Source organism: Luteimicrobium xylanilyticum (genome assembly GCF_009429125.1).
GTDB classification, from domain to species: Bacteria; Actinomycetota; Actinomycetes; order Actinomycetales; family Cellulomonadaceae; genus Luteimicrobium; species Luteimicrobium xylanilyticum.
The window spans coordinates 1509745-1525284 of sequence record NZ_CP045529.1; the positions used below are offsets into that span (position 1 = coordinate 1509745).

A 15540-nucleotide genomic window follows, 5' to 3' on the forward strand; every position below is an offset into this window, starting at 1 on the left:
GCCGCGCGGCGCTCGCCGCGAGATGCGGTGATCTGCAGCGTGCCGGCCTGACCGCAGACCGCCGCGTCACGGCGCCACCTGCGTCAGCCGATGCGCGGGTCGGCAACCGTCGGCCGGCGTGGACAGGAGAATGGGGACATGACCCCGCGTGCGCCCGGCTGGACCGTCGTCGTGCCCGTGAAGGGCGGGCCGGGCGCCAAGTCGCGGCTCGCGGGCTCGTTGGACGACGGCGCCCGGCGAGCGCTCGCGGACGCCCTCGCCCTCGACACCCTCGACGCGGTGCTCGCGACGCCGTCGGTCGGCTGCGTCGTGGTGGTCACGAGCGAGGCGCGGTTCGTGCCCGCCGCCGACGACGGACCGCGCGTCGTGCACGTCGACGACCCGGGCCGCGGGCTGAGCGCCGCCGTGCGGGCGGGGATCGATGCGGTCTCGCAGGGGCCGTGCGCGGTGCTCCTCGGCGACCTCCCCGCGCTGCGACCCGCGGACCTCGAGGCGGCGCTCGCGAACGCGACCGCGCACGAGCGCGCGTTCGTGCCCGACGCCGACGGCACCGGCACGACCCTGCTGACCGGGCGCACGCCCGGCGCTCTGCGCCCGAGATTCGGCACCGGCTCGGCGGACGCGCATGCCGCGGAGGGTCACGTGCGCCTCGACGCGGGGGCCAGCCTGCGGCGCGACGTCGACACGGCCGCCGACCTCGAGGCTGCGGTGGCGCTCGGCGTCGGCCGGCGCACGGCCGCGTTCCTCGCCACGCGCGTCGCCTGAGTCGTCGGCGGAGTCGGACGTCGTCGGCCGGAGACGTCGAGACCAGGAATCCGCGCGCGGGAGCGCGGCAGAGCACCATGGGGCGACTTCCCGCGACGCCGGCGGCAGGCCGGGCGCGAGTCCGTCAGGCCGCGGTGGGCGCGACCCGCGACCCGACGCCGGCCAGGTCGAGCGCGGCGAGGACGATCGCGTCGGTCGCCGTCAGCCCGTCCGGCCCGACGCCGTCGCCCATGAGCAGCGGCAGCGCCCGAGCCTCGATGCCGGCGACGGCGAGCGCGGGGACCGAGTCGGCGTCGGCCGTGTCCACGAGCCACCCGTCGAGCAGGCCGCCGCGCGACCGCGCGCCGTAGTGCTCGCCCACCGCGAGGGCCGTCGTCTCGACCCCGATCGTCGTGAGGCAGGCGTCGGCCATGCCGCGCACCGGTGCGCCGCCCACGATGGGCGCCACCCCGACCACGGGAGCCGAGGTCGCGCGCAGGGCCTCGCGGATCCCAGGCACGCCGAGCACCGTCCCGATCGACACCACGGGGTTCGACGGCGGCAGCAGCACGACGTCCGCCCCGGCGATCGCCTCGAGCACGCCGGGCGCGGGCCGCGCGTCCTCGACGCCGACCTGCACGAAGCGCCGGGCGGGAGTCGCGGCGCGCAGCCGCACCCACCACTCCTCGAAGTGCACGGTGCGGCGCCCGTCCGACGCGCCGGACCCGCCGTCGAGCTCGACGTGCGTCTCGACGCTCTGGTCGCTCATGGGCAGGAGCCGTGCGCCGAACTCCCAGCGCTCCGAGAGCCTGGCGGTCACCTCGGACAGCGGCAGCCCGCGCCGCAGGAGCTCCGTCCGCGCCACGTGCGTCGCGATGTCGAGGTCGCCGAGCGTGAACCACGGCCAGCCCAGGCCGTACGCGTGCAGCTCGGCGGACACTCGCGCCGTCTCGCTGTCGCGTCCCCAGCCCTGCCCCTCGTGCACGACACCCGCGAGCGTGTACATGACGGTGTCGAGGTCGGGGCACACGCGCAGGCCGTCGAGCCACATGTCGTCGCCGGTGTTGACGACGACGGTCAGCTCGGCGGGCACGTCGCGCCGGGCGAGCAGGTCGCGCAGCCCCCGCGTGAATCGCGCGCCGCCGACGCCGCCGGCGAGCAGGGCGATGCGCAGGGGCGCGGTCGCGGACGAGGTCGGACTCACAAGGCCTCCGGGCGGTGGGCGGGTGGGGGAGCGGGCTCAGGACTCGGTATAGGCGAGGACGGGCCGGCCGGTGCGCGGGTGGCGGAGCACGTCGACCCGCACCCCGTAGACGGGTTCGAGCACCTCGGGGACGAGGACGTCCTCGACGGTCCCCGCGGCGACGACGCGGCCGCCCGCGAGCAGCACCACGTGGTCGCACGCGTGGGCCGCCATCGTGAGCTCGTGCAGCGCGGTGACCACGGTGACGCTGTCGGCCGCGAGCTTGCGCAGCACGGTCATCGTCTCGAGCTGCGCGCGCACGTCGAGGTGGTTCGTGGGCTCGTCGAGCAGGAGCAGGCGCGGCTCCTGTGCGAGCGCGCGGGCCAGGTGGACGCGCTGGCGCTCGCCGCCCGACAGGGTCGTGACCTCGCGGTCCCGGAGGGCGGACGCGCCGGCGGCGTCGAGCGCGTCCAGGGCCGCCGTCCGGTCCGACGCGCGGGGGCCGGCGAGAAGAGAGCGGTGCGGGATCCGGCCCAGCAGGACGGCGTCGAGCACGGTGATCGGCAGGTCGGTCGTCGCGTCCTGCTCGACGAGCGCCACGGCCCGCGCCCGCGCGCGCGGCGAGGCGGTGTGCAGGTCGGTGCCGTCGAGCCGGACCGTGCCGTCCTCGGGCCGCCGCACCCCGGCGAGCAGCCGGAGCAGCGTCGTCTTGCCGGAGCCGTTGGGGCCGAGCAGACCCGTCACGGTGCCGGGTGGGGCGGTCACGTCGACCCCGTCGACGAGGAGCCGCCCGCCCGCACCCCAGCGCAGCCGTTCGGCCCGCAGCCCGTCCGCCGTCATGCCCGACCTCTCCCTCGCCACAGCAGGAACGCGAACACGGGCGCGCCGACGGCCGCCGTCATGACCCCGACGGGGATCTCGCGGGGCGCGAACACGGTCCGCGCGGCGGTGTCCGCCCAGACGAGGAAGCTCGCCCCCAGCAGGCCGGACAGCGGCAGGAGCAGCCGGTTGCGGGTCCCGACGACGAGCCGCACGGCGTGCGGCAGCACGAGCCCCACGAACCCGATGGAGCCGGACTGCGACACGAGCGCGCCGGTGAGGACCGCGACGAGGACGAGCAGGATCCGGCGCGCCCGCTCCACGGGCACGCCCAGCGCGGCGGCGGCGGTGTCGCCGAACGTGAAGGCGTCGAGCAGCGACCCGGTCGCGGCGAGCACGCCCCCGAGCACGAGCGTCGCCCCGCACGTCACGGCGACGGACGTCCACGTCGCGCCGGCGACGGACCCGAGCAGCCACGACAGGATGTCCTGGTAGGAGTCTCCGGTCGACGTCCAGAAGATCACGAAGCTCACGCCCGCGGCGGCGAGCTGGCTCACCGCGAGCCCGGCGAGCACCGTCCGCGACGGCGTCAGGCCGCCCGCCGCCCCGGCCAGCCCGAGGGTCGCGAGCAGCGCGAGCAGCGCGCCCGCGAACGCGGCGACGGGGAGCACCAGCGCGACCCCCAGCCCGAGCACGCACACCGCCCCGAGCGACGCCCCCGACGACAGCCCCAGCAGGTACGGGTCCGCGAGGGGGTTGCGCGTGAGCGACTGCATGACGACGCCGCACACCGCGAGACCCGCGCCCACGCCCGCGGCGGTCAGGACGCGCGGCAGGCGGAGCTCCCAGACCAGCCCGTCGGGCAGGGGTGCGAGCCGGTCGAGCCCGAGCGGACCGTCGAGCCCGAGATGCTGGGCGACGGAGCGCCAGACGTCGGAGACGGGCAGGTGCGCGGGGCCGAGCGTGACCGCGACCGACACGCTGACCGCCAGCACGACGGCGGCGCCCACGAGCCAGGCGGCGGTCCGTGGGCCGGACGACGGCCGCGACGCCGCGGGCACGCCCGACCCCGGCGACGTGCGCGACGTCGTCGGGCGCTGGGTCGAGGCGGGGGCGGTCACGGCGTCACGACCAGTCGAGCTGCTTCAGGTCGGCGGCGAGCTGGGCCGCGGCGTCGACGTTGCGGACCCCGGCCTCGGTGCTCGCGAACGGGAGCACCACGTAGCGGTGGTGCTGGACCGCCTGGAGGTTCTTGGTCGCGCCGTTCGACTCGAGGAACTTCTCCTTGGCCTGCGCCGTGTTCCACGACGCGTCGACGAGGACGATGACGTCGGGGTCGGCGGCGACGATCTTCTCCCACGACAGCGACGTCCACGTCATGGGCACGTCGGCCGCGACGTTCTTCAGCCCGACGGCCTTCATGATCATCTCCGGCGCGCCAATGCCTGCCCCGACGTACGGGGTGCCGTTGCCGGACGACCACCACAGGACGGTGTGCCCGTCGCCGTCCTTCGGGACGGTGGCGAGCTGCTTCTTCTGCTGGGCGACGAGCGAGGCCGCCCGGTCCTGGACGTCGAAGATCTGCCCGACCTGGGCGATCTCCCCGAACACGTCGTCGAACGTCAGCGGGTCGGGCTGGTACGCCTTCTCCTGGCACGCGGACGGCGAGACGTACGTGTTCACGCCGAGCTTGGCGAGGGTCGGGCGGGCGCCTGCGCCCTGCGCCGAGACGTTCGACTCCCAGCCCGCGTAGACCAGGTCGGGCTGGAGGGCGAGCACCGCCTCGGAGCCGGGGACCTGCGCGGCCATGGGCGAGGTGATGGCCTTGTTGCCGTCGGCCGCGGCCTGGAGCGAGTCGGGCAGCGGTCCGTCGAGGAACGCCGACCCGACGACGTGGTCGCCGAGCCCCAGCGCCAGCATCATCTCGGTGGTGGACGACTTGATCGTCACGACCCGGTCCGGTGCGGCCTGGAACGCCACCTTCGTGCCGCAGTTGTCGAGCGTGAGCGGATAGGTGGTGCGGGGGCCGGCGTCGGCGGACGCCGTGGCGGGCGCCTGCGAGCCGTCGGCCTCGCCGGAGCCCGACGAGCAGGCGGCGAGGGTGACAGCGGCGAGCCCGGCGGTCACGAGGGCGGCGGCGGTACGGGAACGGGGACGAGACAGAGCGGTCGACAAGGACGGGCCCTTCCGGCGTGCGGGAGCGGTGCGGTGCGCGGGTGCGTGGCGGCGGCGAGCCCGATACGGGCGCCGGGCGCGCGACGACGGCGCGCGCCGGGGACATGCGGTCCAAGTCCGGGCCGCCGCGACGAGCCAGGCACGGCTCGCGATCCCACGGCCAGCCTAGTCGCGGTGCGGCCGTCCGGGTACACGGGAGGGTGCACGAGTAGCGTTCCTCTCATGACCGAGGATCTGGCGGCCGGGCGGGCCGCGAACGCAGGGGGCGGCACGGCGACGACGGGATCCGGTGGAGGCGCCGGCCCCTACGGGCGCGCGCGTCGCGCCGTGGTGACGGGGGCGTCGTCGGGCATCGGGGCGGCGAGCGTCGCGGCGCTGCGCGCGGACGGCTGGGCCGTGGTCGCGGTCGCGCGCCGGGAGGACCGGCTGCGTGAGGTCGCGGACCGCACCGGCGCGACCTACGTCGTCGCGGACGTCACGAGCGACGACGACGTCGCGCGCCTCGTCGAGCAGGTCGTCACCGCGGGTCCCGTCGACGCCCTGGTGAACGTGGCGGGCGGCGCGCTCGGCGTCGACCCGGTCGCGCAGGCGGACCTCGACCAGTGGCGCCGCATGTACGAGCTGAACGTGCTCGGCACGGTCCGCATGGTCCAGGAGTTCCTGCCCGCGCTCCGCGACGCGGAGGGGACGGTCGCGGTCATCACCTCGACGGCGGCGCACGAGCCGTACGAGGGCGGCGGCGGGTACGTCGCGGCCAAGACCGCGGAACGGGTGGTCGCCCGCACGCTCCGGTTCGAGCTGGTCGGCGAGCCCGTGCGCGTGATCGACATCGCGCCCGGCATGGTGCAGACCGAGGAGTTCTCGCTCGTCCGCTACGGCGGCAACCAGGCCAAGGCCGACGCCGTGTACGCGGGCGTGCCGGGCCCGCTGACCGCCGAGGACGTCGCCGAGGCCGTGCGCTGGACGCTGTCGCTTCCCCCGCACGTCGACGTGGACGAGCTCGTCATCCGGCCACGCGCCCAGGCATCGGCCCAGCGCGTCGACCGCCACCCCTGAGCCCGGGGCCGTCCGGGGCCTCACACGCCGGTCCGCGCCACCTTCGTGTTGTGCGCCTGCGCCCGCGGCCGCACCACCATGAGGTCGACGTTCACGTGGTCCGGCCGCGTGAGCATCCACACGATCGCGTCCGCGACGTCCTCGGCGACCAGCGGCTGGTAGCCCTCGTACACCGCGGCCGCGCGGGCCTCGTCGCCGTCGAACCTGACGAGCGAGAACTCCTCGGTCGCGACGTTGCCGGGGGAGATCTCGAGGACGCGGACGGGCTCGCCGACGAGCTCCCAGCGCAGGGTCGTGGTGAGCATCCGCTCCGCGTGCTTGACGCCCGTGTACCCCGCGCCCCCCTCGTAGGCGCCGTGCGCCGCGGTCGACGTCACCACCAGGACGTCGCCGCCGCCGTCGGCACGCAGGAGCGGGAGCACCGCCTGGGTGACCCGGAGCGTGCCGAGGACGTTGAGCTCGTACATCCGCCGCCAGCCGTCGACGTCGGCCGTCTCGACGGGGTCGAGACCGAGCGCCCCGCCCGCGTTGTTCACCACGGCGTCGAGGCCGCCCGTCGCACCCAGGTGCTCCGCGAGGGCCTCCACCTGCGCGCCGTCGGTCACGTCGAGCGGGTACGCCAGAGCGCCCGCCTCGTCGGCCAGCGCAGCGAGCCGGTCGGCCCGGCGAGCGGCGGCCACGACATCCCAACCCTGCGCCGCGAGCCCGCGGACGGTCGCGGCCCCGATGCCCGACGACGCGCCGGTGACGAGCGCGCGCCGCGTGCGGCCCGGCCGGCTCATGCGCGCTCCCCGGCCACGTCGTCGAGCACGGTCGCGAGGATCGCGAGGCCCTCCCGGGCCTCGTCGGGGGTGACGACGCACGGCGGGACGACGTGCACCCGGTTCTCGCTCGTGAAGGGCAGCAGCCCGCGCTCCAGGCAGCGGCCGCGGACGTCGGCCACCCGGTCCGGCGCCAGGGGGACCCGTGTGTCGGGGTCCTCGACGAGCTCGACCGCCCAGAAGACGCCGCTGCCGCGGACCTCCCCGACCAGGGGGTTGCGTCGGGCGAGCTCGTCGAGCGCCGGCGCGATGACCCGTGCGCCGACGTCCGCCGCGTTCTCCACGATGCGTTCGTCCTCCATCGCCTCGATCGTCGCCACGATCGCGGCCATCGCGAGGGGGTGGCCCGAGTACGTGAGGCCGCCCGGGTAGACGCGCTCGTCGAACGCGTGGGCCACCCGACCGGTGACGGCGACCCCGCCGGCGGGGACGTAGCCCGAGTTGACCCCCTTGGCGAAGGTCACCAGGTCCGGGACGACGTCGTGGCGGTCGAACGCGAACCACGACCCGGTGCGCCCGAAGCCGGCCATGACCTCGTCGAGCACGAGCAGGATGCCGTAGCGGTCGGCGATCTCGCGCACGCCCGTCAGATACCCGTCGGGCGGTGTGAGGACGCCCGCGGTCCCGGGGACGGTCTCGAGGAGGATCGCAGCCACCGAGTCGGGCCCCTCGGACTGCACCACGCGCTCGAGGTGGTGCAGCGCACGCTCGCACTCCTCCTGCGGCGTCCGGGCCCAGAACTCCGAGCGGTACAGGTAGGGACCGAACACGTGCACGTGCCCCCGTGCGTACTCGTTCGGCACGCGGCGCCAGTCACCCGTCGCGACGACCGCCGCGCCCGTGTTCCCGTGGTACGAGCGGTAGGCCGACACGACCTTGTCGCGGCCGGTCACGAGGCGCGCCATGCGGATCGCGTTCTCGTTGGCGTCGGCGCCGGCGTTGGTGAAGAAGATCTTCTCGAACGTGCCGGGCAGGTGCGCGAGCACCTTCTCGGCGGCCCGGGCCCGCGTGAGGTTCGCGGTCGCGGGGTTCACGGTCGTCAGGACCCCGGCCTGCTCCTGGATCGCCGCCACCACACGAGGGTGCTGGTGCCCGACGTTCGTGTTGACGAGCTGGCTCGAGAAGTCGAGCCAGCTCGTCCCGGCATGGTTCCAGACGCGGCAGCCCCGGGCGCCCGCGACGACGAACGACGGCAGGTGCGCCTGGGCCGACCAGGAGTGCAGGACCCGGGCGTGGTCGGCCGCGATCACCGCGGCGTCGAGCTCGGACCCCGCGAGGTCGTCGAAGGTGGTCATGACTGGGTCCTCCCGTGGGCCGGGGCCGCCGTCGACGGCCCCGGCCGGTCGCTACTTGTGCAGGGTGGGCGAGGTGGGACGGCTACTTGCCGCCCTCCTTGAGCTCGACGTCGATCGGCGTGAAGTCCTTGCCGACGACGTCGACGCCTTGCGCCTCGAGGTTCTTGAGCGCCTTCGTGACGTACTCGTTGCTGTACGCGGTCGACGGCGGCTCCTTGGTGATGATCGTCGAACCCGTGTCGTCCTTGGTGTGGAGCGCGATGTCGACGGTCCGCTTCCACGCGGCGGGATCGATCGTCCCGATGCCCCCGGACGTGCTCGGCCAGATCAGCTTGTTGACCTCGTTGGCCATCCACAGCTGGTGGCTCGTCCCGAGGGTCGAGCCTGCCGCCGTGACGATGTCGGCGGCCTCCTTCGGGTGGTCGCGGACGTAGACCCAGCCCTTGATGGAGGCCTCGACGAACTTCTCGGTCTCGGTCGCGTAGGAAGGATCGTCGGCGAGCTTGTTCGCGTCCGCCCAGATGGCGTCCTGGAGCATGGCCGTGCCCTCGTCGTTCCAGTCGATGATGTTGAGGTCGCTCTTCTGGTAGAGCTTGCCGGTCTTCGGGTTCTTGGTCTCGAGGACCTGGGCGAGCTCGTTGTACGTCATGGCCTGCGCGGCGTCGATGTCGCCCGAGAGGAAGCCGTTCATGTCGAACGCCTGCTGGACGAGGTCGATGTCCTTGTCGGTGTCGATGCCCGCCTTCTGCATCCCGGCGAACAGCTCCCACTGGTTGCCGTAGCCCCAGCTGCCGACCTTCTTCCCCTTGAGGTCGGCGGGCGTCGTGATGCCCTTGTCCTTGAACGAGATCTGCGTCGTGCCGGACCGCTCGAAGATCTGGGCGACGTCGGTCACGGCGGTGCCCTGCTCGATCGAGCCCAGCACCTTCGGGACCCAGGAGATCGCGTAGTCGGCGTCGCCGGCCGCCAGCACGTCGATGGGGACCGTGTCGGTGCCGGCCTCCTGGATGGTGACGTCGAGCCCGGCGTCCTTGTAGTAGCCGAGCTTGAGCGCGGCGTAGTAGCCGGCGAACTGGGCGTCGGCGACCCACTGGAGCTGGAGCCGGACGGGCGTGAGCCCGCCCTTCGTCGACGACGCGTCGTCGTTCGCGCCCGACGACGAGCTCGAGCAGCCCGCGAGGGCCAGGGCCGCGACCGTGGCGGTCGCGGCGAGGGCCCGGCGATGGCGGCGCGGCTCGTGGGGGCGGGGCGAGGCGGTGCCGGTCGGTGGAGTCATGGTCGTTCCTCTCGGGTGGCGCTGCTGGTCGGGCGGGTTCGGAAGGGACGAAGGGAGGGCGCGGGCGCGTGGCGGAGGTTCAGGGGCTCGATGCGGAGCGTCGTGCGACGAGGCGCTCGAGGCCCGCGGCGGCGCCGAAGAACACGAGACCGATCACGACGGCGCCCACCACGTACGCCCAGGCCAGGGCGTACTGGCTCGACGAGACCGCGGACGTGATGGCCTTGCCGAGCCCGTCGACCGGCCCACCGAAGTACTCGGCGACGAGGGCCGAGATCACGCTGAGCGAGGACGCGATCGTCAGGCCGGCGAACACGAGCGGCAGCGCGCCCGGGAGCGTCACGGTGCGTGTCGCCTGCCACCGGGACGCGGAGAACGCCCGCATGAGGTCGCGATGCACGGGGGCGACGGTGCGCAGCCCGCGCAGCGCGTTGACGTACACGGGCACGAACGCCGCCAGCGCTGCGACGACGACGCGGGCGGTCTGCGCCCCCGTGCCGAACATCGTGTAGAGCACGGGCGCGAGCGCGGGCACGGGCATCACCGAGACCGCGGCCACGAGCGGGGCGGCCGCCCCCGCGACGCTGCTGACGGCGGCGGCGACGCCGGCGCACACGAGCGCCAGCACGACGCCGATCAGCAGCCCGACGGCGGCGTTCTGGGCCGTGGTGAGGGCGCCTGACCAGACCGCGTCGACGTGGTCGCCGAGGGCGGTGGCGATGGCGCGCGGCGCGGGGAGCACGTACGGCTTCACGTCGAAGCGGTCGACGGCTTCCTGCCACACGACGAGGACGAGCGCGCCGAGCGCGAGCGGCGCGACGACGGCGCGCACGCGGAGCGACCTCGAGCGCCTCATCGCAGGTCCATCCCACGGGTCGCCGGGACCCGGGCCGGAGCCGCCGCGCCGGCGAGGTCGTCCGTGCCCGGGTCGTCGTCGTCCGGACCGTGCAGCGCTTCGCGCACGCGGGCCACGTCGGCGAAGAACGCCGCGTCCTCGCGCGCGTCGACACCGTCCGGCACCGCCGGACGCGAGACGGGGACGATCGTCCGGACCCGACCCGGCCGGGCCGACATCACGACGACCCGGTCCGACAGGTAGACGGCCTCCGGGATCGAGTGGGTCACGAACACGACCGCCGCACCGGTCTCGGACCGCACGCGCAGCAGCTCGGTCTGCATGCGCTCTCGCGTCATCTCGTCGAGCGCGCCGAAGGGCTCGTCCATGAGGAGCAGGCTCGGCTGCTCGGCGAGGGCACGCGCGATGGCGACGCGCTGCTGCATGCCGCCGGAGAGCTGGTGCGGGTAGTGGCCGGCGAACGGCGTCAGGCCGATCAGGTCGACGAGCTCGCGGGCCCGCTGCCGTCGGGCGGCCCGCGGAGTCCCGTGCAGCTCGAGCGGCAGCTCGACGTTCGCGAGCACGGTCCGCCAGGGCAGGAGGCCCGCCTGCTGGAACGCGATCCCGTACTCGTGCGCCTCGCGGGCGACGTGCGCCGGCCGGTCGAAGACCTCGACGGTCCCGGACGTCGGGCGGTCGAGGTCCGCGACGAGGCGCAGCAGGGTCGACTTGCCGCAGCCCGACGGCCCGATCAGGGACACGAACTCACCTGCGGCGACCGTCAGGGAGACGTCGTCGAGCGCGACCACCTGCCCGGTGCGGCTGCGGAACTCGCGGCGGACGGACGACACCCGCACGGCGGGGGCGGGCGTGGGGGCGGAAGCTGTGTCGGGGCTCACGACTGGACCTCCGAGGACCGGTAGCGGGACAGGGGGACGGCCAGCAGCGCGACGGCGGCCGCCGCCACGAGCCCGACCAGGACCGCGCCCGCGATGGGCGACCACTGCTTGGCGGGATCGGAGCTGCCGGTCGCCCCGAACTCGACGATCATCCGGCCGACGCCTCCGCGCAGGCCGATCGAGACCTCCCCGACGACGGTCCCGACCACGGCGCTCGCCGCAGCGAGGCGCAGGGCGGGCAGCAGGTACGGCACGCTCGCGGGCAGCCGCAGCCGGCGGAACGTCTGCCACCAGCCGGCGCCGTACGCGCGCATGAGCTCGACGTGGACGGCGTCCGGCGAGGCGAAGCCACGCAGCGCGCCGACGGACACGGGGAAGAACGCGAGGTAGGAAGCGATGACGGCGACCGACCACCAGTCGGGCCAGGCGAGCGTGCCGACGTGGAGCTGCGACCCCCAGCGCCGGACCAGCGGGGCGAGCGCGATGAGGGGCACGGTCTGGCTGAGCACGACCCACGGGAGGACGGCGTCCCGAGCGGTGCGCAGCCCTTGCATGAGCATGCCCAGCAGGAGTCCGACCACGACGCCCACGACCCAGCCCGTCGCCGCCGTGCGCAGCGTGAAGCCGCACGCGCCGAGGACCGCCTGCCACAGCGGAGGAGCGTCCGGCGCCCCCGTCACGGGCTCGAGGGCGCGCGACCACATCTCCCACAGGTGAGGCATCGCGAGGTCGCTCGTGCGCGGGAGCACGAGCGTGCTGCCGATGCTCACGCCGGTCTCCGGGGCGAGCGCCTTGTAGCCCTCCCAGACGACACCGAGCCCGACGACGCCGGCGGCACCGAGCAGCACGGCCTTGACCTGCGTGCGGCTCGGGCGGGGCAGGCGGAGCCCTTCCGTGCTCGTGCGCTCGCCGCTCATGCGCTCGCCGTCACGTGGTCGGCGAGGGCAGGGATGACGCGCTCGCCGTAGCCGAGGAGCGTGCCCTCCTTGTGGTCGTGCTGCAGGTAGGCCGCGAACTGGTCGACCCCGAGGGCCCGCAGCGCCTCGAGCTTCTCGACGTGCTCGCGGGGCGAGCCGAGAAGGCAGAACCGCTCGACGATCTCGTCCGGCACGAACCGGGTGTGCGAGTTCCCGGCGCGACCGTGCTCGTTGTAGTCGTAGCCCTCGCGGTCGCGGATGTAGTCGGTCAGGGCCCGGGGGACCGCGGCGGAGGTGCCGTAGCGCGCCACGATGTCGGCGACGTGGTTGCCCACCATCCCGCCGAACCAGCGGCACTGCTCGCGCATGTGGGCGCGGGCCGCGGGTGAGTCGCCGTCGCCGAGGTAGGCCGGAGCCGCGACGCAGAACCGGATGGCGTCGGGATCGCGGCCCGCCGCCTCCGCGGAGTCGCGGACCGCGCGGATCATCCAGGCCGCGAGGTCGGGGTCGGCGAGCTGCAGGATGTAGCCGTCCCCGACCTCCCCGGTCAGGCGCAGCGCCTGCGGCCCGTAGGCGGCGACCCAGACCTCCAGGCTCGAGCCGGTGCTCCACGGGAACCGCACGGTCGCGCCGTTGATCTCGACCGCGCGCGAGTTCGCGAGCTCGCGGACCACGTGGACGGCGTCCCGCAGCGTGGCGAGGTTCGACGGTCGGCCGTTGAGCGTGCGCACCGCGGAGTCACCCCGGCCGATGCCGCACACCGTGCGGTTGCCGTACATCTCGTTCAGCGTCGCGAACATGGACGCGAGGACCGTCCAGTCGCGCGTCGCGGGGTTCGTGACCATCGGACCGACGGTGATCTTCCTCGTCGCGGCGAGGATCGCGGAGAAGACGACGAAGGGCTCCTCCCAGAGCAGGTGCGAGTCGAAGGTCCAGGCGTGGGTGAACCCGTGGTTCTCCGCCTGGCGTGCGAGGTCGACGACCCGCGAGGCGGGCGGGTCGTTCTGCAGGACGATGCCGAAGTCCATGTCGCTCCCGGGGTGAGGGGTGGGCGCTGGGGGCCGCGTGGCCGCGCTCAGATCAGGTACTGGCTCAGGTCGCGCCGGACGAACCGGCCGTTGCCGGGGCGCCCGTGGAAGGCGCCGTCGGCCACGACGACCTCGCCCCGCAGGAGCACCGTGTCGACGTGCCCGTCGACCTCGAACCCCTCCCAGGCGGAGTAGTCCATGTTCATGTGGTGGGTCGCCTCGAGGCCGATGCTCGTGCGGCCCGCAGGGTCGTAGACGACGATGTCGGCGTCCGCGCCCGGCTGCACGACCCCCTTGCGGCCGTACATGCCGAACATGCGCGCCGGTGTGACCGAGCAGGTCTCGACCCACCGCTCCAAGGAGATGCGTCCGTCGACGACGCCCTGGTAGATGAGGTCCATGCGGTGCTCGACGGACCCGATGCCGTTCGGGATCTTGGTGAAGTCGTCCCGTCCGAGCTCCTTCTGGCCACGCATGCAGAAGGGGCAGTGGTCGGTCGAGACGAGCTGCAGGTCGTTCGTCCGCAGCGCCTGCCACATCGCGTCCTGGTGGCCCTCGGCCCGGGCGCGCAGCGGCGTCGAGCAGACCCACTTCGCGCCCTCGAGGTCGCCCCACTCCTCGCTGCGGGCGGCGAGCTGCTCCTCGAGCGACAGGTACAGGTACTGGGGGCACGCCTCGCCGAAGACGTTCTTGCCCCGGTCGCGCGCCGCGGCGATCTGCTCGACGGCCTGCTTGGCCGACACGTGCACCACGTAGAGGGGCACCCCGGCGAGGTCGGCGAGCATGATCGCGCGGTGCGTGGCCTCCTCCTCCGCCTGCCACGGTCGCGTCGTCCCGTGGTAGAAGGGCGTGGTGTGCCCGGCGGCGACGGCCTGCTGCTGCAGCACGTCGATGACGGAGCCGTTCTCGGCGTGGACCATCATCAGCGCGCCGTTCTCCGCGCCCTTCTGGAACGCCCGGAAGATCTGGCCGTCGTCGGACAGGAACACGCCCTTGTAGGCGGTGAAGAGCTTGAAGCTGGTCACGCCCTCCGCGACGAGCTCGTCCATGGCGACCAGCGAGTCGTCCTGGACGTCGGAGAGGATCTGGTGGAACCCGTAGTCGACCGCGCACCTGCCCGCCGCCTTCTCGTGCCAGCGGTGGTACTGGTCGAGGACGTTCTGGTCGGGGTACTGGACGACGAAGTCGATGATCGTGGTCGTGCCGCCCCACGCGGCCGCGACCGTCCCCGTCTCGAAGGTGTCGGAGGCGTACGTCCCCCCGAACGGCATCTCCATGTGGGTGTGGGCGTCGATGCCGCCGGGCACCACGTACTTGCCGGTCGCGTCGATCACGCGGTCGACGCCGGCCGCGAGGTCGGCGGCGAGCGCGGTGGAGCCGGGGTCGACGAGCGCGGCGACGGTCTCGCCGTCGACGAGGACGTCGGCCCTGCTCCGGCCGGTCGCGTTGACGACGGTGCCGCCGGTGATGAGAGTCTTCACGGTGCTCCTCCCTGGGGGCGCGCGGGCGGGGTCAGGGCTCGACGATCGGCCCGTAGGCGTCGGGCCGGCGGTCGCGGAAGAACTGCCAGCGCTCGCGGACCTCGCGGATCTGGTCGAGGTCGAGGTCACGGACCAGGAGCTGGTCGTCGCTGCTGGAGCCCGTCTCGCCGACGATGTTGCCGTCGGGGCCGACCGCGTAGGACGACCCGTAGAACGTGACCGCCTCGTCGCCGTACTCGTTGTCCTCGCGCCCCACGCGGTTGTTGGCGACCACGAAGACGCCGTTGGCGGCGGCCGCGGCCGGCTGCTCGATCTCCCAGAGCCGGTTCGAGACCCCGGGCGCGGTCGCGTTGGGGTTGAAGATGATCTCGGCGCCGTTGAGGGCGGCGACCCGCCAGCCCTCGGGGAAGTGGCGGTCGTAGCAGATCGTGACGGCGATCTTGCCGACCGCGGTCTCGAACACGGGCCAGCCGAGGTTGCCGGGGCGGAAGTAGAACTTCTCCCAGAACTTCGGCAGGTGCGGGATGTGGTGCTTGCGGTACTTGCCGAGCACGGTGCCGTCCGCGTCGACGACGACGGCCGTGTTGTAGTACACGCCCGGCTGGTCCTCCTCGTAGATCGGCAGGACGACGACGATGCCGAGCTCGGCGGCGAGCGCGGCGAACCGCTCGGTGGTGGGGCCCGGCACGGTCTCGACGTACTCGTAGTACTTGGGGTCCTGGGTGATCCCGAAGTAGGGCCCGTAGAAGAGCTCCTGGAAGGCGATGACCTGTGCGCCCTGGGACGCGGCCTCACGGGTCCACCGTTCGTGGAGCGCGATCATCGACTCCTTGTCACCAGTCCATCGTGCCTGGGTGAACGCGACGCGCACGGTGCTCATGCGGCTCCTCCGTCTCGATAGCGGCGGGCGGCGCGTCGGTGGTGCTCGACGCGCCGGCCCCGGCGGGTGTGGAATGTGACTCTGACGCTTGGACATTTCTTCGGCGTAACCCCGCTCCGCCCAGCCGTGCC

15 protein-coding genes are annotated in these 15540 nt (G+C 73.8%); 2 read left to right on the forward strand and 13 right to left on the reverse strand.

The genetic code is table 11. The features are described from left to right. The first annotated feature begins 138 nt into the window (after window positions 1-138). A complete protein-coding gene (gene cofC / locus KDY119_RS06605; protein WP_036951648.1) occupies window positions 139-765 on the forward strand; it encodes a 2-phospho-L-lactate guanylyltransferase in 627 nt (208 codons plus the stop codon). 124 nt (window positions 766-889) lie between these two features. Here cofC and cofD read toward each other — a convergent pair whose 3' ends face one another. The 4 genes from cofD to KDY119_RS06625 form a co-directional block, all read right to left on the reverse strand. Further along, entirely contained in the window at window positions 890-1918 is a 1029-nt protein-coding gene (gene cofD, locus KDY119_RS06610; RefSeq protein WP_153022682.1) for a 2-phospho-L-lactate transferase, read from the reverse strand. 66 nt (window positions 1919-1984) lie between these two features. Continuing rightward, on the reverse strand, window positions 1985-2767 hold the full coding sequence (locus tag KDY119_RS06615) for a putative F420-0 ABC transporter ATP-binding protein (protein WP_036951645.1): 783 nt from the start codon (window positions 2765-2767) through the stop codon (window positions 1985-1987). After that, entirely contained in the window at window positions 2764-3867 is a 1104-nt protein-coding gene (locus tag KDY119_RS06620) for a putative F420-0 ABC transporter permease subunit (protein WP_407657425.1), read from the reverse strand. The genes KDY119_RS06615 and KDY119_RS06620 overlap by 4 nt, the downstream gene beginning before the upstream one ends. 4 nt (window positions 3868-3871) lie before the next feature. Continuing rightward, a complete protein-coding gene (locus KDY119_RS06625) occupies window positions 3872-4921 on the reverse strand; it encodes a putative F420-0 ABC transporter substrate-binding protein (protein ID WP_227994550.1) in 1050 nt (349 codons plus the stop codon). A 222-nt stretch (window positions 4922-5143) separates the two neighbouring features. Here KDY119_RS06625 and KDY119_RS06630 point away from each other — a divergent pair, with 222 nt between their 5' ends. Beyond that, complete coding sequence (locus tag KDY119_RS06630; protein WP_153022092.1) at window positions 5144-5977, forward strand: SDR family oxidoreductase; 834 nt, start codon at window positions 5144-5146, stop codon at window positions 5975-5977. A gap of 20 nt (window positions 5978-5997) precedes the next feature. Here the strand turns inward: KDY119_RS06630 and KDY119_RS06635 are convergent, their stop codons facing one another. The 9 genes from KDY119_RS06635 to KDY119_RS06675 all read right to left on the reverse strand — a co-directional run bounded on the left by KDY119_RS06635 (window position 5998) and on the right by KDY119_RS06675 (window position 15409). Further along, the gene (locus KDY119_RS06635; RefSeq protein WP_036951640.1) at window positions 5998-6759 is read right to left on the reverse strand and encodes an SDR family oxidoreductase; all 762 of its coding nucleotides are present in this window, start codon (window positions 6757-6759) and stop codon (window positions 5998-6000) included. Next, window positions 6756-8093, reverse strand: a complete 1338-nt coding sequence (locus KDY119_RS06640) for an aspartate aminotransferase family protein (protein WP_036951637.1) — start codon at window positions 8091-8093, stop codon at window positions 6756-6758. The genes KDY119_RS06635 and KDY119_RS06640 overlap by 4 nt, the downstream gene beginning before the upstream one ends. Window positions 8094-8175: 82 nt before the next feature. Continuing rightward, complete coding sequence (locus tag KDY119_RS06645) at window positions 8176-9369, reverse strand: ABC transporter substrate-binding protein (RefSeq protein ID WP_051136661.1); 1194 nt, start codon at window positions 9367-9369, stop codon at window positions 8176-8178. A gap of 79 nt (window positions 9370-9448) precedes the next feature. After that, window positions 9449-10225, reverse strand: coding sequence for an ABC transporter permease (locus KDY119_RS06650; RefSeq protein ID WP_036951634.1), 777 nt, complete (start codon window positions 10223-10225; stop codon window positions 9449-9451). Next, window positions 10222-11103, reverse strand: coding sequence for an ABC transporter ATP-binding protein (locus KDY119_RS06655; RefSeq protein ID WP_153022093.1), 882 nt, complete (start codon window positions 11101-11103; stop codon window positions 10222-10224). The genes KDY119_RS06650 and KDY119_RS06655 overlap by 4 nt, the downstream gene beginning before the upstream one ends. Continuing rightward, window positions 11100-12020, reverse strand: a complete 921-nt coding sequence (locus KDY119_RS06660; protein WP_083890925.1) for an ABC transporter permease — start codon at window positions 12018-12020, stop codon at window positions 11100-11102. Before KDY119_RS06660 ends, KDY119_RS06655 begins: the two co-directional genes overlap by 4 nt. Next, a complete protein-coding gene (locus KDY119_RS06665) occupies window positions 12017-13048 on the reverse strand; it encodes a TIGR03842 family LLM class F420-dependent oxidoreductase (protein WP_036951631.1) in 1032 nt (343 codons plus the stop codon). Before KDY119_RS06665 ends, KDY119_RS06660 begins: the two co-directional genes overlap by 4 nt. Before the next feature lie 47 nt (window positions 13049-13095). After that, a complete protein-coding gene (gene hydA, locus KDY119_RS06670) occupies window positions 13096-14529 on the reverse strand; it encodes a dihydropyrimidinase (RefSeq protein ID WP_036951628.1) in 1434 nt (477 codons plus the stop codon). 31 nt (window positions 14530-14560) lie between these two features. Beyond that, a complete protein-coding gene (locus KDY119_RS06675) occupies window positions 14561-15409 on the reverse strand; it encodes a nitrilase-related carbon-nitrogen hydrolase (RefSeq protein ID WP_036951626.1) in 849 nt (282 codons plus the stop codon). Between the last annotated feature and the right edge of the window lie 131 nt (window positions 15410-15540).